Source organism: Ramlibacter sp. MMS24-I3-19 (assembly GCF_050320135.1).
Lineage (GTDB): Bacteria > Pseudomonadota > Gammaproteobacteria > Burkholderiales > Burkholderiaceae_C > Ramlibacter.
This window is the reverse complement of record NZ_CP190017.1, coordinates 2,464,794-2,486,734: the sequence shown is the minus strand read 5'-3', so window position 1 is coordinate 2,486,734 and position 21,941 is coordinate 2,464,794. Positions and strand designations below refer to the sequence as shown.

Here is a 21,941-nt window from a genome sequence, read left to right as displayed (position 1 = left end):
CATGAACCTCTACGCAAGACTGCAGCAGCGCCATGCCGAAGGCCGTCCCGTGCGCGTGGGCCTGATCGGCGCGGGCAAGTTCGGTTCCATGTACCTGGCGCAGGTGCCGCGCACGCCCGGCGTGCACCTGGCCGGCATCGCCGACCTCTCGCCGTCGGCGGCGCGGACCAACCTCGCGCGCGTGGGCTGGGACACGCAGCGGACGCAGGCGTCATCGCTCGACAACGCGCTGAAGGCCGGCACGACCTGGATCGGCGAGGACTGGCAGGCGCTGGTGCGCCATCCGGCGATCGACGTCGTCGTCGAGTGCACCGGGCACCCGATCGCGGCGGTGGACCACTGCCTGGAGGCGTTCGCGCACGGCAAGCACGTGGTCAACGTCACCGTGGAGGCCGATGCGTTCTGTGGCCCGCTGCTCGCGCGCAAGGCGGCCGAAGCCGGCGTCGTGTACTCGCTCGCGTTCGGCGACCAGCCAGCGCTGATCTGCGACCTGGTGGACTGGGCCCGCACCTGCGGCTTCCCCGTCGTCGCCGCGGGCCGCGGGCACAAGTGGCTGCCGCACTTCAGCGAGTCCACGCCCGAGACCGTGTGGGGCTACTACGGCCTCACGCCCGACCAGGCGCAGCGCGGCGGCTTGAACCCGAAGATGTTCAACAGCTTCCTCGACGGCTCCAAGCCCTCGATCGAGAGCACCGCGGTGTCCAACGCCACGGGCCTCGGCGTGCCGAGCAACGGCCTGCTGTACCCGCCCGCCAGCGTCGAGGACATCCCCTACGTCACGCGGCCGCGCAGCGAAGGCGGCGTGCTGGAGCGCAAGGGCATGGTCGAAGTGATCTCCTCGCTGGAGCCCGACGGCCGCAAGATCCCGTACGACATCCGCATGGGCGTGTGGGTGACGGTGGAAGGCGAGACCGAGTACATCCGCAACTGCTTCGAGGAATACAACGCGCACACCGACCCGAGCGGGCGTTACTTCACGCTTTACAAGCGCTGGCACCTGATCGGGCTGGAGGTCGGCGTCTCGGTCGCGTCCGTGGCCCTGCGCGGCGAGCCTACGGGCGTGGCGACCGGCTGGAACGCCGACGTCGTCGCCACCGCCAAGCGCGACCTCGCGCCGGGCGAGCTGCTCGACGGCGAAGGCGGCTACACCGTCTGGGGCAAGCTGCTGCCGGCGCAGACGTCGGTGCAGATGGGCGGACTGCCGCTCGGCCTGGCGCATGGCATCAAGGTGACGCGGCCGGTGAAGAAGGGCCAGAGCCTGTCGTGGTCCGATGTCGCGATGGACACCACGACCCACGCCTACAAGGTGCGCAAGCAGATGGAAGACCTGTTCGCGCGGCCGGCTCTCAAGGTCGCGTGAGCCGGTTTCGCAACGGCCGTCGCGAAACACGGCCGCGATGCGCTAAAATATGACCCGTTGTGGGGGGTAGCTCAGCTGGGAGAGCGTCGCGTTCGCAATGCGAAGGTCGGGAGTTCGATCCTCCTCCTCTCCACCACAACACTGTTTTCGGGTTCTTAGCTCAGTTGGTAGAGCAGCGGACTCTTAATCCGTAGGTCGTAGGTTCGAATCCTACAGGACCCACCACAAGCCTTGTGGCACATGGAAGCGGCGCTATCGAATCGGTAGCGCCGCTTTTTCTTTGCGCCGTCATCGCAGCACGTGCGCGACGCGCCGCACGAACCCGGCCGCGTGCGCCGGGTCGAGCCAGCGCACGACGACCACGGCGTCATGCGCCGGGTCCAGCCACACGTAGTGACCGCCCGCGCCCACCATGAACCAGCTGTCGTGCGGGGCATCGGGAAAGATCCTGCCGTCCCGGTTCAGCCACACCAGGCGGCCGTAGAACGGCGCGATCGCACAGGGTCGCTGCATGTCGGCGATCCACTCGGCCGGCAGCAGCCGGCCGCCCTGGTGCACACCGCCGTCGAGCAGCAGGCGCCCGACGCGCGCCTGATCGCGGGCGCTGATGGAGACGCCGCCGCCCCAATGCGTGCCGCCGGGGACCGACTGCACGCGCAGTCCGCCAATGTCGACCCATGCGTCGTCGTAGCCCTCCCAGGCGAAGCCCGCGCCGCCACCCAGCGGATGCAGCACCGTGCGCCGGAACACATCGGGCAGCGGCTCGCGGAACAGGTGCAGCAATGCCAGCGACAGCTGGTTGATGCGCACGTCGTTGTATTCCCAGTAGCTGCCTGGCGCCTGCAACGTGCGTGGCTCGCCCTTGCGGCCGGTGGGCGGCTTGGGGTCGTGGGACACGCGACGGTGGTGCTCCACCTGGTCGGGCATGCCGAGGCAGGTGCCGCTCCACTCGCTGGTCTGCTGCAGCAGGTGCTGCCAGGTGATCGCGCGGTTGTGCACGTCGTCGAAGCCGATGCCGGGCAGCCGTTCGGCCACGCGCTGCTCGGCCCGAAGCAGCCCCTGGTCGCTGGCGACGGCCGCCAGCAGGGCCAGGTAGGTCTTGGCGACGCTGAATGTCTGGTCGGACCGGTCGGGGTCGCCCCAGCTCGCCACCTCACGCCCTCCGATCTCGACCAGGCCCGACACGCCGCCGCGGGGATGCACCGGCCCGCGGCGGCGATTCCAGGGTGGCGGGTCCGCGTGGTGAACGCCCCATCGCGCTGGATCGCTGGCGGGATCGCGCGGCCACGGCACCTCGTGGGCCAGGGCGAAATCGATGGCCTCGGAGAAGGACACAGTCATGGCCGCGTCAATCGGCCTTCGCGCCCGAGGCCTGCACGACCTTCGCCCAGCGCTCGGTCTCCATCCGCTGCAGCGCCCAGAACTGCTCGGGCGTGCCGGGGATCGGCACGCCGCCCAGTTCGGCGAGCCTGGCCCGCATGGCCGGATCCGCCAGCGCGGCGTTGAATTCGCGATTGAGGCGCGCGATCGCGTAGGCAGGCGTGCCCTTGGGCGCCGAGGCGCCGAACCAGGCGCTGGCCTCGTAGCCCGGCACGGTCTCGGCCACGGTGGGCACGTCCGGCAAGGCGGGCGAACGTTGGGCGCTCGTGACCGCAAGGGCACGCACCGTCCCGCCGCGGATGTGGGAAATGATGGAAGGCATGTTGTCGAAGATGACATCGACCTGCCCGCTGATCAGGTCGGTGGTCGCCGGGCCGGCGCCCTTGTAGGGCACGTGCTTCATGTCGATGCCGGCCATGCTCTTGAACAGCTCGCCGGACAAGTGCACGGAGGTGCCCGCGCCGGAGGAAGCCATGTTGATCTTGCCGGGGTTCTTGCGTGCGTAGTCGATGAATTCCGCCACCGTGCTGGCCGGGAAGTCCTTCCGCACGGTCATGACGTTGGGCACCCGCACGAAGCCCGCGACGGGCACCATGTCGTCGAGGAAGTTGAACGGCAGCTTCGAGTACAGCGTGGCGTTGATCGCATTGGCCGGGTTGACCAGGAAGATGGTGTAGCCGTCGGCCGGGGCCCGGATGGCCAGCTCGGTGCCGATGTTGTTGCCGCCGCCCGCGCGGTTCTCGATGATCACCTGCTGGCCCAGCCGCTGCGAGACCCAGGCGCCCATCAGGCGCGCGATCAGGTCCGTGCTGCCGCCCGGCGGGTACGCCACGATCCAGTGGATGGGCTTGGTGGGGTAGTCGGGATCCGCAGCCTGCGCCTGCGACAGCAGGCTGCACAGCAGGACCAGGGCGGTGGCGAGTCGGCGGAACAGACGCATCGTGGGGTCTCCTGTGGCGAAAGTGCAGGTCACCGCCGAGGCAGCGCCGACCTGCAGGCAGGCTACCGGCGCCCGTTGGAGCGCGTCAACCGGGGGAACACGGCTCGCGCGGGGCGCGGCCACCGCGATTCGCGCGCGCAGAATGCGCACTGTCGGCAGCCGTCGTGTTCAATGTGATGCACGGACGGCTGCAGCGCCGGAGAGCCGAGCCATGTGCCGCAGCATCAAGACCCTCTTCAACTTCGAGCCGCCGGCGACGGAGCTCGAGATCCGCGACGCGTCGCTGCAGTTCGTGCGCAAGCTCAGTGGCTTCAGCGTGCCGTCGAAAGCCAACGAAGCAGCCTTCGAGCGCGCGGTGGAGGAAGTCGCCGCTTCCGCCCGCACCCTGATCCGGTCGCTGGTCACCAGCGCCGAGCCGCGCACGCGGGAAGCGGAAGCGGCCAAGGCCCGCGAGCGCGCGATCGCGCGGTTCGGCGACAGGTGACGGCGCGCCGTCAGCGCCGGTCGAAGCTGGTCTGGGTGCTGACGATCGGCGACCGCGCCTTCCTTCGCTCGGCCCGCCACTCCTCGAACCCGGTGGTCACCTGCATGACGAGCCGCGGAATGGACGTCGTCGAGTGCACCGACAGCCGTGGAAGCTGCAGCGGGTCATCCTGTGCGCAAGCTCGCGCCGTGCGGGTCGTGACCGCGCCCACGTAGCCGGCCTCCCGCACCATCTCCACATGGGCCGGCACGTACAGGCCGTGCGGATAGCTGAAGTGCTCGACAGGGATGCCCAGCGCGTCTTCGAGGTCGGCCTTCGACCCCGCGATCTCGGCCCGTGCCGTCGCGCTGTCGCAGGCGACGAGCCGCGGGTGCGATCGGGTGTGCGCGCCGACCTCCATGCCCGCGCCGACCCAGGCCTCGAGTTCAGGCAGGTCCATCAGCGCCGAGGCCGGAAGGTGGCCCTGGTCCCAGACGTTGGAGCCGCCCACCTGCCCGCTGACCATGAACAGGGTGGCGGTGAACCCCAGCCGCTGCAGGATCGGCAGGGCACGGGTGAGGTTGTTGCGGTAGCCGTCGTCCAGGGTGATGCCGAACACGCGCCCGGTGGCGCGACCGTCGAGGTACGGCCTGAGGTCCCGCAGCGACAGGCCCTTCCAGCCCAGCGCATGCAGGATCGACAACTGCACGTCGAACTTCCACGGCGGCAGGACCAGCGTGTCACGCGCGGCGTCTCGAGGTGGTGCGTCCACCTGGTGGTAGGACAGGATCGCTGCATGCTGGATGCTGCGGTGGCGTTCACATGTCTCCTGGACGTGTCCGCGTGCTGTCACGATGCCGTCTCCCGGAACTGCCGAGGAACGGACGCTACCTCTGCCCTGCCCGTGGCGCACGCCCCCTGGCCCGAAGGAGCCAGGCTCAGCCGGCAGCGCGAACGCTAGCGCGCCGCAGGACTGGATCCAGGGATGCCGTCCATCGTGGACGTGTGCCGAGGCCGGGACTCCAGCAACTCGTTCAGTTCCTCGGCTCTCGCCGCATCGAGCGCGATGACGCTGTCCAGCGCATCCAGCGTCTCGGGACGCTGCCCCAGCCGCTGGGCTTCCGCGCGCAGCCTCTGCATGTTGCACAGGTGGCGGATGACGCGCGCCAGTTCGGTCAGACGGACGGAATAGCTGTCGTTCGCCATGGAGACCTCCTCTCCCGCGCGGGATCTCGCAATGCCTGAGCCAGCGTCGGGAAGTCGCAGGATAGGTCGGCAACAAGACAAACTCAAGTCGAACTTGCGGCCAGGCGCCGGTCACGCGCGCGCCGCACCCGCGCCGGCTGACGGTTCGCGTCTCCAATGAAGAAGGGGCGCCCGCGATGCGCGAGCGCCCCTTCACTGCAGGCCGGGCTGTCGCCCAAGCCCCACGCGTCAGGCCGGTTGCCGCTGCAGCCTGGCCAGCTTCGCCTTGCGTGCATCGAGCACGAAGCCGATCACCTGCCACGCGACGAACAGCACGATCAGGCCGATGAGCGTGCCGCTGATCGGGCGCGTGACGAACACCTCGAAGCTGCCGCGGCTGAGCAGCATCGCGCGCCGGAAGTTCTCTTCGAGCATCGGACCGAGGATGAAGCCCAGCATCAGCGGGGCCGCATCGAGTTCGAGCCGCATCGCCAGGTAGCCCAGCACGCCGAACACCGAGGTGATGAAGATGTCGTCCAGGTTGTTGTTCACGCTGTACGTGCCGATGCAGCAGAAGAACAGGATCGACGGGAACAGCACGGCGTACGGGATCTTGAAGACCGACAGCCAGTAGCGCACCAGCGGCACGTTCAGCAGGATCAGGAAGCAGTTGCCCACCCACATGCTGGCCACCAGGCCCCAGAACAGGTCGGGGTGGCCGGCGATCATGTTGGGACCGGGCTGGATGCCCTTGATGACGAAGGCCGCCATCATCAGCGCCATCACCGCGTTCTCCGGGATGCCGATGGACATCAGCGGGATGAAGCTGGTGCGCGAAGCGGCCTCGTCGGCGGCAGCCTGGCCGGCCACGCCCTCGATGCAGCCGGTGCCGATCTCGTGACGGTACTTGCTCACCTTCTTGTCGACCGCATACGCCGCGAACTGCGCGATCGACGGACCGCCGCCGGGCAGGATGCCCAGGAACGAGCCGATCAGGCCGCCACGCAGCGCGCTGGGGATGATGCGCTTGAACTCGGCCCAGGTCGGGATCAGGTTGATCTTGCCGTTGAAGGGCGTGCGCTCCTCGCCGGCGTCCAGGTTCTTGGTGATCTCCGCGATGCCGAAGCAGCCCAGGGCGATGCTGACCAGGCCCACGCCGTCCGCCAGGAACGGCAGGTCCATCGTGTAGCGCATCAGGCCGCTGTTGACGTCGGTGCCGATCTGTCCGAGCAGCACGCCGATCAGGCACATGGCCAGGCCGTTCAGCAGGCTGCCCGTGGTGACGAAGCTCACGCAGACGAAGCCGACCAGCATCAGCGCGCAGTAGTCGGCCGGCCCGAACAGGAAGGCCACCTCACCGAGCTTGGGCGCCAGCGTCGCAAGGATGACGATGGCCACCGTGCCGCCGATGAAGCTGGAGACGCCGGCGGTGAACAGGGCCAGGCCCGTCTTGCCCTTGAGCGTCATCGCATAGCCGTCGATGCAGGCCACGATGCTGCTGGCGTGCGGCATCTTCATCGTGATGGCGCTGACGCTGTCGCCGTACTGGGCGCCGTAGTAGATGCCGGCCAGCATGATCAGCGCGCCACCCGTGGGGATGGAGTACGTCAGGGGCAGCAGCAGGCTGATGGTGGCCAGCGATCCAGGCCGGGCAGCAGGCCGACCAGGGTGCCCACGGTGCAGCCGAGGGCGCAGAACATGAGGTTCTGCAGCGTGAGCGCGTGGCCGAAGCCGAACGCGAGGTTGTGCAGGATTTCCATCAGTACAGGGGCAGGTTCACGCCGAGGAATTTCTGGAAGGCGAAGGCAACCAGCACCAGGCCGGCCACGATCTTGAGGTTGCGCACGACGGAATACGGCGTCTTGCCCGCGAAGCTGGCGCAGAACACGAGCGCGAAGATGCCCGCGATCATGTTCACGAACTCGGACACCAGCGCGAAAGCGCACAGGCTGCCGATCACCAGCGCGATGTTGCGCCACTGGAAGTCGATGGCATGGCGCTCGACGAATCGCGAACGGATGATGCTGATCACGCCGATCAGCAGCAGCAGCGAACTGACCATCAGGGGGAACAGGCCGGGGCCGGCGCGGCTGAAATCGCCGATCGGGTAGCGGAAGGCCGGCAGGCCGAACGCCAGCGCGACGGCCGAGAGGAACAATCCTCGAAGCAGGTTGCGATCGTTCATTGGTACAAATGTGATGCGAAGGGGCGATGGTGGGCGCCCGTGGCTGACTCAGGGCCGACCGCCGGGTGCGTGAAAGTGCGTATGCCGCCCTTGCCGCCGCTCAGGGGGCGTTCAGGTCGCCCGCGCAGAATCGCGCCCCGGGACCTTGCAGTGCGACGGTCCGCCCCGATCTTGGGGACATCGCCTTGCGAAGGAGCCGACCATGACCCTCCCCCGATTCCTTGCAGCCGCCTTACTGGGCACCGCCCTGCTGGCGCCGGCGTTCGCGCAGACCGAGCCCACCATCGACCAGATCTACCAGGTCGCCAACGCGGGGCGGATGGACGAAGCCGACCGGATGATCGGGCAGGTGCTGCAGAAGCACCCGAACAGCGCCAAGGCGCACTACGTGAAGGCGGAACTCGCGGCCCGCGAATCGGACGCGTCGGTGGCGCGCCAGGAACTCGCGACCGCGGAGCGGCTCGCGCCGGGCCTGCCGTTCGCCAAGGCGGAATCCGTGTCCGCGCTGCGCAGCGAGGTGAGCCGCGCACGTCCTGTCGATCACGCGTCGACGGCCGTCGCACCTGCACCGGCGCCGCAGCGCCAGGTCCCGATGGCGCTGGTGGCCATCCTGTTCGCGCTGGCCGCGGCGGGCCTCTACGCCTTCATGCGCCGCCGCCAGGCAGCGGCGACCGCGATGTCCCCATCCTGGAGTCCAGCGTATGGACCCGGCAGCGGTCCCGTGGTGATGGATCCTGCCGGGTCCTATCCGCCGGGTGCCTACCCGCCGAACGCTTACCCGCCTGGCGCCTATCCGCCCGGCGCCTACCCGCAGGCACCCCAGCCCGGCATGGGCTCCACCCTCGGACGCGGGCTGGCCACCGGCCTGGCGATGGGCGCGGGCATGGTCGCGGCGGAGGAGATCGGCCACCGGATGTTCGACCACCATCCGCAGTCGTCGGGTGCATCGGCCGCGTCAGGTGCTTCGGGCGTGCTGCCCGAGAACGAGCGCGGCTTGCTCGATCCCGGCGTGAACGGCGACATGGGCGGGCAGGACTTCGGCATCGCCGATCCCGGTTCGTGGGACGCCGGCGGCAGCGCCGATCTGGGCGGCGGCGACTGGGACACCTGACCGCGCGTCACCACCCCAGTCCGAACCGCAGCACCAGCATCACTGCGGTACCGCCCACGATGGTGGCCAGCAGGTCCTGCCGCCACAGGTAGACGGCCAGGCCGGCGATGGCGCCGAAGATGCGCGCATCGCGCAGGGTGTGGACCAGGTGGCCCTGCGTCATCACCACCTCGGGCGCGACCACCGCGGCCAGCGCAGCCACCGGCGCGTAGCGCAGTCCCTCGCGCAGCCAGCGCGGCATCGGCAACTCCGCCTGCGGCAGCAGGAAGAACGCGCGGCACAGCAGCGTCACGGCGCCCATGCCGACGATGGTGACCAGGGTCTCGATGGTGTTCATGGCAAGGTTCGGCGCTTGGTGGCCGCACGCACCCGCTCGGCCACGACACCGGCGGCGATCGCCGCGGCAATCGCGGCCACGATGTTCAATCGCAGCGGCAGGGCATACGCCGCGACGGCGGCGCACGACGCCATCGCAGCCGCCATCCAGGTCTCCGCGCTGCGCAGCTGGCTGCAGGCCAGCGCCAGCAGCGCCATGGTGCCGGCGAAGCCGATGCCCCATTCGGGCGGGATGAGATTGCCACCGAGGATGCCTGCGAGGACCGATGCCTGCCAGGCGCCATAGGTGACCAGGCCCGCGCCCCAGAAGTAGTCGACCTGGCCCGGCTCGGGCCGCGGCTCGGGATAGCGGCGCAGGAAGATGCCGAACAGGGTGTCGCCCATGAAGTAGGCGAGCACCACCCGCTTGCCGCGCGGCAGGTGCAGGAAGTAAGGCCGGTACTGGTAGCTGAACACCAGGAAGCGCAGGTTGACGCACGCGACGGTGAGCCACACCACCCACATCGGCGCATCGGACGCGATGAGGGGCAGCACCGCCAGCTGCGACGAACCGGCCGAGACCAGCACCGACATCAGGATGGCGAGCGCGACGCCCAGGTCGCTCTTGCCCATCGCCACGCCCGCCACGAGGCCCCAGGCCGAGATGCCGATGGCCATCGGCACGCAGTCGCGCACGCCCTCGCGGAACGTCGGTCGCCGTGTGACGTCGATCGCTGCGGCGCCCATCCGCGCCAGCCGCTCCCCCACCGACAACTGCATGGCGAGGCGCCGCCTTGTCAACGCGCGCGCCGCGCGGGTGCCGCGCCCGGCCACTGGGTGCCGCTGAATTCGCTGCGGCGCTGCCTGAACCGGTGCGCGGCCACGCGCAGGTGCAGCTGCATCGCCTGGCGCGCGAGGTCGGCATCGCCCGCGCGCACGGCCGCCGCGAGGTCGCGGTGGTGCTGCAGGCTTTGCAGCAGGTCCTGCGGGGTGCTGATGAAGTACGAGCGGATCACCACCGGCATGTCGATCAGGCCGGCCAGCATGGCGCGCAGCCGCGGCGAGCCGCTCGCCTCCAGGATCGCCCGGTGGAACTGGGCGTTGATCTCCTGCAGCTGTCCCGCCGTCGCGCCGCCCTTCTTCGCGATGGCGCGCCCCATGCGCGCGTTGAGATCGTCCAGCCGGTCCGCCAGCGCGACGCCGCCGCGGCGGGTGGCCAGTTCGGCCGCGTGGCCCTCGAGCAGGCTGCGCAGCCGGTACGTCTCCTCGATGTCGGCTTCGGTCCATTCGGAGACCCGCACGCCGCGGCCCGCATCGGCGCTGGCCAGGCCGTCCTGCACCAGGCGCTTGAGCGCGGCGCGGATCGGCGTGCGGCTGATGGCCAGCTCGCGCGCGATGTGCTCCTCCTTCAGCTGCGCGCCGGGCGCATAGGTGCCGGCGATCACGCGCTGCTTCAGGAGCTCATAAGCCTTGTCGGAGGCGACGGCCAAGTTTGTTCCTGGTTTGTATTTCAGGCGGACGGAATCTTCCGAAGGCGCTCTGCGTACAGGCCCAGCCGAAAGGGCATCAGGTGGCCAGATTGTTTTTTCATTGTACATTGCGACCCGCTGCCATCCACCACACAGAAGGGACACGCCAATGGTCGGACTCCAGATCCTCAAGCGGACGCGCCAGGTGCCGGACCGCCTCGTCCAGGCCTTCAAGGGCCTGCCCGTCGCCAACATCAGCGACTGCATGACGCGCATGACGGCCGGCGGCCCGCGCCTGCGGCCGATGCACAAGAGCGGCTACCTTGCCGGCCCCGCGCTCACGGCGAAGTGCCGCCCCGGGGACAACCTGATGATCCACAAGGCGCTGACGATGGCGCAGCCCGGCGACGTGATCGTGGTCGACGCCGGCGGCGACCTCACGAACTCGCTGTTTGGCGAGATCATGGTGGCGACGTCGGTGGCCAAGGGCCTGGCCGGCATCGTGCTGAACGGCGCCGTGCGCGACTCCGAGGAGATCGGCCAGGGCACGTTCCCGCTGTACGCCGCGGGCATCACTCACCGCGGCCCCTACAAGGACGGCCCCGGCGAGATCAACGTGCCGATCGCCATCGACGGCATGGTGATCGAACCCGGCGACCTGGTGGTCGGCGATCGGGACGGCCTGCTGTGCATCCCGTTCGACAAGGCCGAGGAAGTGCTGGCCGCCACGCACAAGAAGATGGAGGCCGAGAAGAAGATGCTGGCCGACATCGCGGCGGGCAAGCTCGACACCTCGTGGATCGACGTGACGCTCAAGCGCATCGGCTGCAACACGGAGCCGCTCTGACATGGCGGGCACCCAGAAGCGCGTGGTGCGCTCGGACGTCTGGATCGACGGCGCGTTCGACGCCCGCCTGAAGCGCGAGCCCGGCGTGTCCGTGGGCGTGTTCCCGATCCGCGGCAACCCTGCCGCCGCGTGGGACCAGCTCTCGGCCGCGCACGTCTACCACGTGTCCGCTGCGAAGGACGAACTGCCGCAGGAATGGTTCGCGCGCGCCGACCTGCTCGCACGCTGTCCGCAGCTGCTGTGCGTGTCGTCCAGCGGCGCGGGCTACGACACCGTGGACGTCGCCGCTTGCACCGCCGCGGGCGTGATCGTCGTCAACCAGGCCGGCGGCAATGCGCCCTCGGTGGCCGAGCACGCCCTCGGCCTCATGCTGGGCGTGTCGCGCCGGATGCTGGAGAGCGACCGGCGCATGCGGCGCGAGCGCGGCTTCTCGCGCGAGGACGTGATGGGCCACGAGATCGGCGGCAAGACGCTGGGCCTGGTGGGCATCGGCCACACCGGCTCGCGCGTCGCGCGCCTGGCGCAGGCCTTCGGCATGCAGGTGCTGGCCACCGACCCGTTGCTGTCCGCCGAGGAGATCGCACGCCGCGGCGCGAAATCGGTGTCGCTGCCCGAGTTGCTGGCGCAGTCGGACATCGTGTCGCTGCATTGCCCGCGTGACGCCAGCACCATGAAGATGATGAACGCCGACACCTTCGCACAGATGAAGAAGGGCGCGATCTTCATCAGCACCGCGCGCGGCGGCATCCACGACGAAGCCGCGCTGGTGCAGGCGCTGCGCTCGGGCCACCTGGCCGGCGCAGGCCTCGACGTTTGGGACCAGGAACCACCTCCGCTGGACCATCCACTGCTGGCGATGGACAACGTGTTCGCCACCTTCCACACCGCCGGCGTGACGCACGAGGCGCGGCGCAATGTCGCCACCATCGCGGCCGAGCAGATCGCCGGCCTGCTGGCGGGCGAGCGGCCGCCCCGCCTGGTCAATCCGGAAGCGTGGGCCGCCTACGAGAAGCGGCGCGCGCAGATCCTTCGCTGACCCACCGATCACCACAAGAGAAACCCAAGGAGACAACCGACATGCAACGCATCACCTCGCTCCTGCGCCGCTTCCTGCCGGCCCTCGTGCTGTCCGCCGTCGCGGCCGCGCCCGGCCTGGCGCTCGCGGCCTACCCGGAACAGCCGATCAAGATGGTCGTGGCCTACGCCCCTGGCGGCGGCAGCGACATGATCGCCCGCCTGGCCGCGCAGTACATGGCCAAGTACCTGGGCAACAACGCCAGCATCGTCGTGGTGAACCGGCCTGGCGCTGGTGGCGCGATCGGTTTCTCCGAAATCGCGCGGTCCCGGCCGACGGCTACACGATCGGCATGATCAACACGCCCAACGTGCTGACCAGCCCGATCGAGCGCAAGACCAACTACCACTGGCACGACTTCGACCTGCTGGGCAACGTGGTGGACGATCCGGACAACATCTCCGTGCGGGCGGACAGCCAGTTCCAGACGCTCAAGGATCTCGTCGCGTACGCGAAAGCGCATCCTGGCGAGGTGAGCTACGGCACGACCGGCGTCGGCTCGGATGACCATCTCGCGGCGCTGCAACTCGAGAAGGCGACCGGGATCAAGATGAACCACGTGCCGTTCAAGGGTGCCGCCGAGGTGCTGAATGCCGTGATGGGCAAGCAGATCACGATCGCGGTCATGAACATCGGCGAGGCCCTGGCCGCGGTGAAGGGTGGCAACCAGCTTCGCCAGCTGGGCCAGATGAGCGCGTCGCGGACCAACGTCGCCCCCAACGTGCCCACGTTCCGCGAGCAGGGCTACGACATCATCATGGCGTCGCTGCGTGGCTTCGCCGCGCCGAAGGGCCTGCCGGCCCCGGTGCGTGAGCAGCTGGTCTCCGCCCTGAAGAAGACCGTGGACGATCCGGAGTTCCAGGCCAGGGCGGCCAGCTACTACGCTCCCCTGCGCTACCTCGAGCCGCAGGCCTATGCGGCCGAACTGAAGGACACCGAGGCGAACTTCAGGCAGCTGTGGCAGGTGATGCCCTGGGGCGAGAAGTAACCCGGACGCGCCGCATCGGCCGCCTCGACGCCTGAGGCAGGTACAGTCCGCCAACTTCGACTGGGACAGGCTCTTGATGGACTACCTGCTCGTGTTCGCCGGCGGCGGCCTGGGCGCCATGCTGCGGCACTGGTTCAACGGCATCGCCCTGAGCCTCTGGGGCACCGACTACCCCTGGGGCACGATGGCGATCAACGTCTCGGGCTCGCTGCTCATGGGCGTGGTCGTCGAACTGGCCGCACTGAAGATCGGCATGCCGTCGCAGCTGCGGCTCTTCGTCGCCACGGGCATCCTGGGGGGCTACACCACCTTCTCCACCTTCTCGCTGGAAACCGGATTGCTGCAGGCCCGCGGCGAGACAACCCTGGCGATCGCCTACGCCCTCGGATCGGTCATGCTGGGTGTCGCTGGATTCTTCATCGGCATGCACGCGGTGCGTGCCGCCGTCGCGTAGCACCCCCGCTTGATCGCCCTGCCCCACTGCCTGCGGTGGTCCGTCGCCGCGATCGCGGCCGTCCTGCTGCCCATCGCTGCTGCAGCCGCGGAGCCCCTGCTTCCAGGTGGATCGGCGCTGGGCATGACGGTGCCCGAGCTGCAACGCACCGGGCCCGCCTTGAAGCGTGTGCCGCATCCCGCTCGCCTGGGCGGCGGCCTGGTCGGAAGCTGGTCGGGACCTGCCATCGACCTGGCCGGCCTCGCGGTTTCGCCGACGTACTTCTTCGCCGATGGCCAGCTGCGGAGAGTCGAGTACCTGGCCCGCGGCCGTGGCCCGGCGGCGTATGCGGCCCTCCTTGCGTGGGCGCGTGCTGCATGGGGTGCCGAGCTCGCAGTCGCTGACCCGGAAGGGGCGTACGCCAGCTGGTCGACGCAGGACTTCGATGCTTACCTGCAGCTGGCGAGCCCGACGCCGGCAGGCCAGGTGCGCCTCGTGATCAAGCAGCGGGTCCTGAAGGACGCGAGCGAGCTCTAGGCGTCCGCGGCACGCCCCCGGGCGGCTCTGCGTTCACGCAGCGGGCACCACACCACGTTGCGCTATCGTGCTTGCGGTTCCAACGCACACCGTCCCGCCCGCGCCATGAACGTCGACCTCTCCGTCCCCGCCCGCATCCTGGAATTCATCCGGGAGAAGGGACTGCCGCCGGGTAGCCACCTGCCCGCGCAGATGCTGGCCGACGGCCTGCGGGTCTCGCGCTCGCCGGTGAACCAGGCGCTGGGCGTGCTGCACGAGAAGGGGCTGCTGCACCGCGAACCGAATCGCGGCTACTTCCTCGCGCAGGAGATCGAACTGCCGGCGGCGCAGCTGGCCGAGAGCCTGGGCCTGGACGAAGGCGGCTCGATCAGCGGCGTGTACTTCCGCGTCGCCGAGGACCGGCTGCAGGGATTGCTGCCCGACACCTTCAGCGAGAGCCTGCTGAAGCAACGCTACGGGCTCACGAGCGCGCAGCTGCAGGCGCTGCTGCACCGCATGGCGCAGGAAGGCTGGGTGCAGAAGAAGCCCGGCTACGGCTGGGAGTTCTCGCCCATGCTCACCACCCCGGAGAGCCTGCTGCAGTCGTACCGGCTGCGCCTGGCGCTGGAGCCGGCGGCGTTGCTGGAGCCCGGCTACCGCATCGCACCTGACGTGCTTGCGCGCTGCCGCGCGGCCGAGGAGCACCTGCTCAAGGGCGGCATCAAGACCGACACCGCCGACCAGATCCACGACCGCGGTGTGCGCTTCCACGAGGCGCTGGTGGAGGGTTCGGGCAATCCGTTCTTCATCGACGCGATCCGGCGCGTGAACCGCGTGCGCCGGCTGCTGTCGTACCGCTCGACGCAGGACCGCAAGCGGTACCGCCAGCACTGCGAACAGCACCTGGCCATCCTCGATCTCCTGGAACAGCACCGCCAGGCCGAGGCCGCGGACGCCCTGCGCGAGCACCTGTCGGCCACGCTGCGCAACATGGAGAAGCTCACCCGGCTGCTGCGTCGCTCGGCCGAGCGCACGGCCTGAGCGGTCAGCGGATCACGCTGCGGGCGCGACGCTCGCGCCGTGAATGCCGTGGCGGCCCAGCGCCGCGGCGACGAAGCCGCTGGCCTTCATCTCTTCGATGAAGGCGCGCAGTGCAGTTGCGGTCGCCTTGCGATCGTCCGGCACGCCGGTCGCCTGCTGGATCACCATGAAACGCCCGGGCAGCAGGCGCAGGCCACCCAGTCGCGCGGCGTCGGCTTCCAGCTGCTGCTTCACACCGGCCGCGACTTCGGCGCCGCATTGCATGAAATGGTCGACCACCGAGGGCGACGTCGGCGCGCGTTCGATCGAGGCCTGCTTCAGCTCGCGCGTGAGGAACAGGTCGTAGGCACTGCCCTTCCCCACCACGACGCGGTGGGCCGGCCGGTCCACTTCGTCGTTGCTGCGCAGCGGCGATGCGTCCTTGACGAGATAGGCGCCCTCGATCAGCACGTACGGCGCGGTGAACGCGATGCCCTCCGAGCGCTTCGGATCGATGGCGAAGAAGCCGAGGTCCGCGGCCCGGCTGCGCACCAGGTCGACCGACTCGCCGGCCGAGGGCACGACGACCAGTTCCACCGGCACGCCGAGCCGCTGCGCGAATTCGCGACCGAGGTCCACCGAGACGCCAGCCGCGCCGTCGTCGCTGCGGCGCGCGAGGATCGGGTTGCCCACGTTGATCGAGAGCCGCAGCTTGCCGCCGGGTGCCGCTTCCGCAGCCAGGTGGTGCAGGGATGCCATGGCGTCGATTGTCAGGCGGCCACCGGGTCGGTGGCGAGGGTCTTGCGAAGGATGGACGGCATCACGCCGCCGACGCGCAGCAGCTCGACGTCGAGCGCCGTCTCGACCGCGGCCGCGGCGTCGAAGGCCTGCACGCCGCCGTCGCTGCGCACGATGCGCACCGGAATCGCCACGCGCGGTCGCAGCGCCTCGGCACCCGCATCGATCTCGATGCGGTCGCCGGGCCGGATCGCCAGCGTCGTGGGATTCACGCCGGCCGGCAGCCGCAGCGGGAGGATGCCCATGCCGATCAGGTTGGAGCGGTGGATGCGCTCGAAGCTGCAGGCCAGCACCGCGCGGATGCCCAGCAGGCGCTGGCCCTTCGCGGCCCAGTCGCGCGACGAGCCCATGCCGTAGCGCTCGCCGGCCACCACGACGACCGACTCGCCCGCGGCCCGGTACCGGTCGGCCACTTCCCAGATCGGCTGCACCTCGTGGCTCGGCACATGCAGCGTGTGGGCCACCGGAACGCCCGGACACAGCAAATTGCGAAGCGTCTTGTTGTGGAAGGCAGCGCGCACCATCACTTCCCAGTTGCCACGGCGCGAGGCGAACACGTTGAGGTCGTCGCGCGGATCGCCACGCGCCACCAGGTAATCGGCGACCAGGCTGTCGCGCGGGATCGCGCTGGCCGGCGAGATGTGGTCGGTGGTGACGTCGTCGCCGAGCACGAGCAGCGGGTACGCGCTGAAGCGGCCCAGCAGCGAGCCTTCGCTGGCGGCCGCGAAGGGCGGCCGCCGCAGCGCGTTCGAGCGCGGGTCCCAGGGGAAGCGCGCGCCCTGCGGCGCCTGCAGGGCCTTCCACAGCGGATTGCCGCTGGCCACCGCGAAGTCACGGGCGAAGTCATCGGCCGCGAGCGCCGCCTGCACGTGGGCGTCGACCTCCTCGCGCGAGGGCCACAGGTCTGCCAGGAACACCGGGCTGCCATTCGCGGTCCGCTGCACCGGCTGCTCACGCAGGTTGCGCTCGGCGTCGCCCGCGAGCCCGAACGCGACCACCAGCGCCGGCGACATGATGAAGCTCAGCTCGAGGTCCGGATGCACGCGGCCCGGGAAGTTGCGGTTGCCGGACAGGATCGCGACACCCTTCGCGACGCCCGCCGATTGCGCCTCCTGGATGGGATCGGTCAATGGTCCGGGATTGCCGATGCAGGTGGTGCAGCCGTGGCCGACGATGCCGAAGCCGATCGCCTCCAGGTCATCGAGCAGCCCCGAGCGGCGCAGGTACGACACCGCAGCAGGTGATCCGGGTGCGAGGGAGGTCTTCACCCACGCCGGCGCTTGCAGCCCCAGCTTGCGTGCATTGCGCGCGACCAGCCCCGCCGCGACCAGCAGGCGCGGGTCCGAGGTGTTGGTGCAGCTGGTGATGGCAGCGATGGCCACCGGATGGCGCGGCATGTCGGAGGGTGCGCGCGGATGGAAGCCCTCGGCCTGCAGGACCTTTGCCGTGTCGCCGACATCGAGCAGGTCCTGCGGCCGCCGCGGGCCGGCCACGTGCAGGCCGATCGCGCCGAGGTCGATCTCGAGCGTGCGCGTGTAGCAGGGCGTGGCCTCGGCATCGAACCAGAGGCCCGCGGCACGGCAGTAGGCCTCGACGCGCGCGATGGCTTGGGGCGGCCGGCCGGTCTCGCGCAGGTAGCGCAGCGTCTGTGCATCGACGGGGAAGAAGCCCGTGGTCGCGCCGTACTCCGGCGCCATGTTCGCCACGACCGCACGATCACCGGCCGTGAGCGTGGCCACGCCGGGGCCGAAGAACTCGACGAACTCGCCCGTGACGTCCAGGTCGCGCAGCCGCGCGGTGACAGTCAGCGCGAGATCGGTGGCCTGCGCGCCCGCGGCCAGCGCGCCCACCAGCCGCACGCCGGTGACCTCCGGGATGCGCAGCATGGTCGGCATCCCGAACATCACCGTCTGCGCTTCCAGCCCGCCGACGCCCCAGCCCAGCACGCCGAGGCCGTTGACCATCGGCGTGTGGCTGTCGGTGCCGATCATGGTGTCGGGCACCAGCCAGTGGCGCCCTTCCCGCTCCTCGGTGGTGACCACCGTCGCGAGCTGCTCGAGGTTGATGGTGTGCATGATCCCCGTGCCCGGCGGATGGATGCGCACGTTGCGCAGCTCCTGCGCCGCCCAGCGCAGGAAGCGGTAGCGCTCCGCGTTGCGCCGCATCTCGTGCTGCAGGTTCACGACCGCGGCGTCCGGCCGCGCGTATGCCTCGACGGCCAGCGAGTGGTCGACGGAGACGTCGACCGGCAGCGTGGGATTCAGGTGTGTCGGGTCACCGCCGGCTTCCGCGATGGCGTCGCGCATCGCGGCGATGTCCACCAGTGCCGGGGTGCTGGTGGTGTCGTGCATCAGCACGCGGCCCGGTTGGAAGGCGATCTCGGCCTCGCTGCGGCCGGTGGCCAACCAGGCAAACAGGGCTTCGATCGCCTGCGACCTTTCCGCGCCATCCATGTTGCGCGCGACGTTCTCCAGCAGGATGCGCAGCACCACGGGCAGCTGCCCCAGTCGGGGGCCGAACTGCGATGGCAGGTCGATGAAGGAGAAGGTCGCGCCGCCGAGGTCGATCAGGCCGACCGCGGGGGAACCACCGGGCGTCATCCGCGCATTTTGCACTTATCAACATCAAAGTGCAATGCACAGGGAACCCCCGGGTGCCCTCCACGGAAGGGATTGCCTCAGGTGGAAGCCACCACGTCGAAGTGCTCCACGTGCGGCGGCTGCGCAAAGAAGGGGCCGATGATCGCGCGCCACTCGGCGAACGCCGGCGACTGCCGGAAGCCGACGGTGTGCGCCTCGAGCGTCTCCCACTCGACGTGCAGGATGAAGCGGCCCGGGGTCTCCTGGCACGCCAGGATGGTGTGGCGCCGGTAGCCACCCGCCTTCGACAGCACGGTGGCAGCCGCGCGCGTGATCGCCTCGGCGAAGGCGGCCTTGTCCTCGGGACGGGTGCGGATGTCTGCGATCTCGACGATCATGATCATTCGGCCTTGAAGTTGTGTTGGTCCACGAGATTACCTGGCGAGCGCGGCGACAACGGCCTGGCTGAAGGCTTTCGTTCCGATGCGGCCGCCGATGTCGGCGGTGCGCGTCTCGGGATTCGCGAGCACCGTCTCCACCGCGGCATGCATGGCCTGGCCGGCGGCGCTGAACGCCGCGTTGCCGCGCTTGTCGCCGATCCACTCGAGCAGCATCGCGACGGACAGGATCATCGAGGTGGGATTGGCCTTGTCCTGGTTGGCGATGTCGGGGGCCGAGCCGTGCTGGGCCTGTGCGCAGCAGAGGTCGTCGCCGGCCATGACCGAGCCCGCCAGGCCGAGGCTGCCGGAGAGTTCGCTGGCCATGTCCGACAGGATGTCGCCGTAGAAGTTCTCCGCCACCAGGACGTCGAACCGCTCCGGGTTGCGCACCAGGTGGGCGGTGGACGCATCCACCAGCATGTCCTCGAATGCCACCTCCGGGAAGTCCTTCGCGACCTTGCGCGCGCATTCCAGGAACAGGCCGTCCGTCATGTGGAAGCTGTTGGCCTTGTGGATGGCCGTCACCTTCTTGCGGCGGGTCATCGCCAGCTCGAACGCGCGACGCGCGATGCGCTCGCTGCAGTGGCGCGTGATCTTGCGCACCGAGATCGCCATGTCGGGGCTGGGCATCATCTCGCCCCAGCCGCGCGTCATGTTGCGGTCCGGATAGAAGCCCTCCGTGGCCTCCCGCATGATGACCAGGTCCATGCGCTTGCCTGGCCGCATGTTGGACGGCAGGAACTCGCGGGTGCGCGCGGGCCGCACGTTCGCGTACAGGTCCAGCAGCACGCGGAAGGCGGCCGAGATGTTGCGGCCGCCTTTCTCCGGCGCGGGGTAGTCGGCGTGCGACTGCGTGCCCAGGATCACGCCGTCGCAGCCGCGCGCTTTCTCCAGCACTTCGTCGCGCAGTGTCGTGCCGTGCTTCTTCAGGCTCACGAAGCCGACGTCTTCATGGTCGAGCGTGACGTTCAGGCCGAAGCGGCGGTCGGCCGCCTGCAGCACGTCGACGGCGGAGGCGACGATCTCGGGGCCGATGCCGTCGCCTGGGAGGATCAGGAATTTCATGCGAGCTTCCTCACGCTGGATTGCCGTGTTCGGCGAAACGACGTCGGGGGCCAATGCGGCCCGGCGCCAGCCTGTGCTCAGGGCGTGCGCAGCAGCGTGAGCAGCGTCTTCACACCGTTCACATACTGCCCGATGCGCAGGTTCTCGTCGTAGCTGTGCTGGTTGTTGTCGCTGTTCACCAGCGGCACGATGAGGAACGGCACGCCCAGTTCATCGACCAGTTTGTCGGTCGGCACGCTGCCGCCCATCATGCGGATGCGCACGGGCTCTTCGCCGCTCGCCTGCTTCAGCGCGCCGTAGGCCCAGGCGCCCTGCGGCGAATCCATCGGCGTGTAGGCGGCGTTGCTGCCGCGGCCCACCACCAGCGACGCGATCTTGTCGTGCTGCGCGCGCTCGGCATCGGTGGGCGCCTGCTGCGTCACGTAGTAGCCACGCGAGCGCACATGGTCCTCGATCAGCTTCACCAGGTAGTCGGGCGGCGTCTCGGGCGTGGTGCGCAGGTCGAGTTCGGCGACGGCCTGCTGCGGGACGATGTTGGCGCCCTTGTCGCCGATCGCCGCCGCCTGCATGCCGCGGATGTTGAGCGACGGGTACTGCAGCGCCTCCTGGTAGTTGGCACCGACCTTCTCCGTACTCGCCACGCCGATGCGCTTGCGCATCGCGGCCTCGTCGTCCGGCACCGAGGCCAGCACCTTGCGGTCCGCGTCCGAGAGCTTGATGCGGTCGTAATAGCCGGGGATCGTGACGCGGCCGTCCTCGTCCTTCATCGACGCCAGCAGCGTCGCGAGGCGCTGCGCCGGGTTCGCGATGAAGTTGCCGTAGTGGCCGCTGTGCAGCGGGCTCTTCGGCCCGTACACGGTGAGCGAGACGATGGTGTTGCCGCGGTTGCCGAAGATCAGCGTGCTGCGGTTGCTGGCGTGCATCGGGCCGTCGTGGATCAGCACCACGTCGGCCTTCAGCAGGTCCTTGTTCTGCTTCACCACGCGGCCGATGGTGGGGGAGCCCTTCTCCTCCTCGCTGTCCAGCAGCACCTTCACGCGGACATTGGGCTGCATGCCCGCCGCCTTCAGCGCATCGAAGGCAGTGAGGAACATCATGATCGGGCCCTTGTCATCCGACGAGGAGCGGCCGAACACGCGCAGCTCGGGATCCAGCGGCGTCGCCTGCAGCTTCGCGGTGTCGACCACGTCCCACTTGCCCGCTGCGTTGCGTTGCTTCACGACCGGCTGCCAAGGGCTCTTCTGGGCCCACTGCTCCGGCAGCACGGGCTGGCCGTCGAAGTGCATGTAGAACAGGACGGTCTTGCCCTGCGCCGGCTGGCTGCCCAGCTCCGCGAACACCAGCGGCTTGTCGCCGTTGGCCAGCTGCCTGGTGGTGAAGCCCCGCTTGCGGAACGCGGCCTCGAGCCACTGCGCGTTCTTCTGCACGTCCGCCGGCACGACCGCGTCGTTCGGCATCGACAGCAGCTCGAAGTACTCGGGGAAGCTGGCCTGCACCGCGCGCAGGGACTGCTCGGCAGTCGGCGTGGTGGGCGCCTCGGCGAAGGCCGCGGGCAGGAGGGATGCGAGGACGGCGGACAGGAAGATGCGTCTGAACATGGGTGGCACTTCGAAGGTCGGACGAGTTTCGCACAGGGGGCGCAGGGGCTTCGGCTCCTGCTGAACCAGCAACACGAGCGCCGCCCATGACAACGACGGGACGTTTGTCTCGGGCCACCTGTCGCGTCCGGCGCGTCAAATGAACCCACGGCGGACGCTGCCTCATGGGTCCGC

Annotated in this window: 21 protein-coding genes, 2 tRNA genes and 2 pseudogenes; 11 read left to right on the top strand and 14 right to left on the bottom strand. The window is 69.4% G+C overall.

The window, feature by feature from the left end; translation table 11 throughout:
- Position 1: 1 nt before the first annotated feature.
- From ACPWT1_RS12465 to ACPWT1_RS12455, 3 genes are all read left to right on the top strand, one after another.
- The gene (locus tag ACPWT1_RS12465) at positions 2–1,360 is read left to right on the top strand and encodes an NAD(P)H-dependent oxidoreductase (protein WP_427911501.1); all 1,359 of its coding nucleotides are present in this window, start codon (positions 2–4) and stop codon (positions 1,358–1,360) included.
- A gap of 61 nt (positions 1,361–1,421) precedes the next feature.
- Positions 1,422–1,496 (top strand) — tRNA-Ala (locus tag ACPWT1_RS12460).
- Between the two features lie 13 nt (positions 1,497–1,509).
- Positions 1,510–1,585, top strand: a tRNA-Lys gene (locus ACPWT1_RS12455).
- 63 nt (positions 1,586–1,648) lie between these two features.
- Here the strand turns inward: ACPWT1_RS12455 and ACPWT1_RS12450 are convergent.
- Together ACPWT1_RS12450 and ACPWT1_RS12445 are read right to left on the bottom strand one after the other, a co-directional pair.
- Positions 1,649–2,701: a serine hydrolase domain-containing protein gene (locus ACPWT1_RS12450; protein ID WP_427911500.1), complete on the bottom strand. Its 1,053-nt coding sequence runs from the start codon at positions 2,699–2,701 to the stop codon at positions 1,649–1,651.
- Positions 2,702–2,708: 7 nt separating this feature from the next.
- Complete coding sequence (locus tag ACPWT1_RS12445) at positions 2,709–3,680, bottom strand: Bug family tripartite tricarboxylate transporter substrate binding protein (RefSeq protein WP_427911499.1); 972 nt, start codon at positions 3,678–3,680, stop codon at positions 2,709–2,711.
- Positions 3,681–3,891: 211 nt separating this feature from the next.
- On the opposite strand from ACPWT1_RS12445, the gene ACPWT1_RS12440 reads away from it, so the two are divergent.
- Complete coding sequence (locus ACPWT1_RS12440) at positions 3,892–4,164, top strand: DUF2277 domain-containing protein (protein WP_427911498.1); 273 nt, start codon at positions 3,892–3,894, stop codon at positions 4,162–4,164.
- A 10-nt stretch (positions 4,165–4,174) separates the two neighbouring features.
- Here the strand turns inward: ACPWT1_RS12440 and ACPWT1_RS12435 are convergent, their stop codons facing one another.
- From ACPWT1_RS12435 to ACPWT1_RS12420, 4 genes and pseudogenes are all read right to left on the bottom strand, one after another.
- Entirely contained in the window at positions 4,175–4,996 is an 822-nt protein-coding gene (locus ACPWT1_RS12435; protein WP_427911497.1) for a polysaccharide deacetylase family protein, read from the bottom strand.
- A 104-nt stretch (positions 4,997–5,100) separates the two neighbouring features.
- Positions 5,101–5,349 carry a hypothetical protein gene (locus ACPWT1_RS12430; protein WP_427911496.1) on the bottom strand — a complete coding sequence of 83 codons (249 nt, stop codon included), beginning with the start codon at positions 5,347–5,349 and terminating at the stop codon, positions 5,101–5,103.
- A gap of 228 nt (positions 5,350–5,577) precedes the next feature.
- Positions 5,578–7,088, bottom strand: a pseudogene (locus tag ACPWT1_RS12425) (tripartite tricarboxylate transporter permease).
- Positions 7,088–7,513: a tripartite tricarboxylate transporter TctB family protein gene (locus ACPWT1_RS12420; RefSeq protein ID WP_427911495.1), complete on the bottom strand. Its 426-nt coding sequence runs from the start codon at positions 7,511–7,513 to the stop codon at positions 7,088–7,090. The pseudogene ACPWT1_RS12425 and the gene ACPWT1_RS12420 overlap by 1 nt, the downstream one beginning before the upstream one ends.
- 202 nt (positions 7,514–7,715) lie before the next feature.
- On the opposite strand from ACPWT1_RS12420, the gene ACPWT1_RS12415 reads away from it, so the two are divergent.
- Positions 7,716–8,624 carry a hypothetical protein gene (locus tag ACPWT1_RS12415; RefSeq protein WP_427911494.1) on the top strand — a complete coding sequence of 303 codons (909 nt, stop codon included), beginning with the start codon at positions 7,716–7,718 and terminating at the stop codon, positions 8,622–8,624.
- A 7-nt stretch (positions 8,625–8,631) separates the two neighbouring features.
- On the opposite strand, the gene ACPWT1_RS12410 is transcribed toward ACPWT1_RS12415, so the two are convergent.
- From ACPWT1_RS12410 to ACPWT1_RS12400, 3 genes are read right to left on the bottom strand one after another with little or no spacing between them, the layout of a single operon-like run.
- Positions 8,632–8,961, bottom strand: coding sequence for an AzlD domain-containing protein (locus tag ACPWT1_RS12410; protein ID WP_427911493.1), 330 nt, complete (start codon positions 8,959–8,961; stop codon positions 8,632–8,634).
- Entirely contained in the window at positions 8,958–9,719 is a 762-nt protein-coding gene (locus ACPWT1_RS12405; protein WP_427911492.1) for an AzlC family ABC transporter permease, read from the bottom strand. The genes ACPWT1_RS12410 and ACPWT1_RS12405 overlap by 4 nt, the downstream gene beginning before the upstream one ends.
- 17 nt (positions 9,720–9,736) lie before the next feature.
- Complete coding sequence (locus ACPWT1_RS12400) at positions 9,737–10,429, bottom strand: GntR family transcriptional regulator (RefSeq protein WP_427911491.1); 693 nt, start codon at positions 10,427–10,429, stop codon at positions 9,737–9,739.
- A 148-nt stretch (positions 10,430–10,577) separates the two neighbouring features.
- On the opposite strand from ACPWT1_RS12400, the gene ACPWT1_RS12395 reads away from it, so the two are divergent.
- The 6 genes and pseudogenes from ACPWT1_RS12395 to ACPWT1_RS12370 all read left to right on the top strand — a co-directional run bounded on the left by ACPWT1_RS12395 (position 10,578) and on the right by ACPWT1_RS12370 (position 15,308).
- Entirely contained in the window at positions 10,578–11,255 is a 678-nt protein-coding gene (locus ACPWT1_RS12395; protein ID WP_427911490.1) for an RraA family protein, read from the top strand.
- 1 nt (position 11,256) lies between these two features.
- Positions 11,257–12,291: a hydroxyacid dehydrogenase gene (locus ACPWT1_RS12390; protein ID WP_427911489.1), complete on the top strand. Its 1,035-nt coding sequence runs from the start codon at positions 11,257–11,259 to the stop codon at positions 12,289–12,291.
- Positions 12,292–12,332: 41 nt separating this feature from the next.
- Positions 12,333–13,318 (top strand): annotated as a pseudogene (locus ACPWT1_RS12385) (tripartite tricarboxylate transporter substrate binding protein).
- A 76-nt stretch (positions 13,319–13,394) separates the two neighbouring features.
- Positions 13,395–13,772, top strand: coding sequence for a fluoride efflux transporter CrcB (gene crcB, locus ACPWT1_RS12380; protein WP_427911488.1), 378 nt, complete (start codon positions 13,395–13,397; stop codon positions 13,770–13,772).
- A 9-nt stretch (positions 13,773–13,781) separates the two neighbouring features.
- Positions 13,782–14,288, top strand: coding sequence for a hypothetical protein (locus ACPWT1_RS12375; RefSeq protein ID WP_427911487.1), 507 nt, complete (start codon positions 13,782–13,784; stop codon positions 14,286–14,288).
- A 105-nt stretch (positions 14,289–14,393) separates the two neighbouring features.
- Positions 14,394–15,308 carry an FCD domain-containing protein gene (locus ACPWT1_RS12370; RefSeq protein ID WP_427911486.1) on the top strand — a complete coding sequence of 305 codons (915 nt, stop codon included), beginning with the start codon at positions 14,394–14,396 and terminating at the stop codon, positions 15,306–15,308.
- 12 nt (positions 15,309–15,320) lie between these two features.
- On the opposite strand, the gene ACPWT1_RS12365 is transcribed toward ACPWT1_RS12370, so the two are convergent.
- The 5 genes from ACPWT1_RS12365 to ACPWT1_RS12345 form a co-directional block, all read right to left on the bottom strand.
- Positions 15,321–16,046: an ABC transporter substrate-binding protein gene (locus ACPWT1_RS12365; RefSeq protein WP_427911485.1), complete on the bottom strand. Its 726-nt coding sequence runs from the start codon at positions 16,044–16,046 to the stop codon at positions 15,321–15,323.
- Between the two features lie 11 nt (positions 16,047–16,057).
- Positions 16,058–18,685 carry an aconitate hydratase AcnA gene (gene acnA, locus ACPWT1_RS12360; RefSeq protein ID WP_427911484.1) on the bottom strand — a complete coding sequence of 876 codons (2,628 nt, stop codon included), beginning with the start codon at positions 18,683–18,685 and terminating at the stop codon, positions 16,058–16,060.
- A gap of 77 nt (positions 18,686–18,762) precedes the next feature.
- Positions 18,763–19,062 carry an antibiotic biosynthesis monooxygenase family protein gene (locus tag ACPWT1_RS12355; protein ID WP_427915549.1) on the bottom strand — a complete coding sequence of 100 codons (300 nt, stop codon included), beginning with the start codon at positions 19,060–19,062 and terminating at the stop codon, positions 18,763–18,765.
- A gap of 36 nt (positions 19,063–19,098) precedes the next feature.
- Entirely contained in the window at positions 19,099–20,169 is a 1,071-nt protein-coding gene (locus ACPWT1_RS12350) for an isocitrate/isopropylmalate dehydrogenase family protein (RefSeq protein ID WP_427911483.1), read from the bottom strand.
- A 77-nt stretch (positions 20,170–20,246) separates the two neighbouring features.
- On the bottom strand, positions 20,247–21,767 hold the full coding sequence (locus tag ACPWT1_RS12345) for a M20/M25/M40 family metallo-hydrolase (RefSeq protein ID WP_427911482.1): 1,521 nt from the start codon (positions 21,765–21,767) through the stop codon (positions 20,247–20,249).
- Between the last annotated feature and the right edge of the window lie 174 nt (positions 21,768–21,941).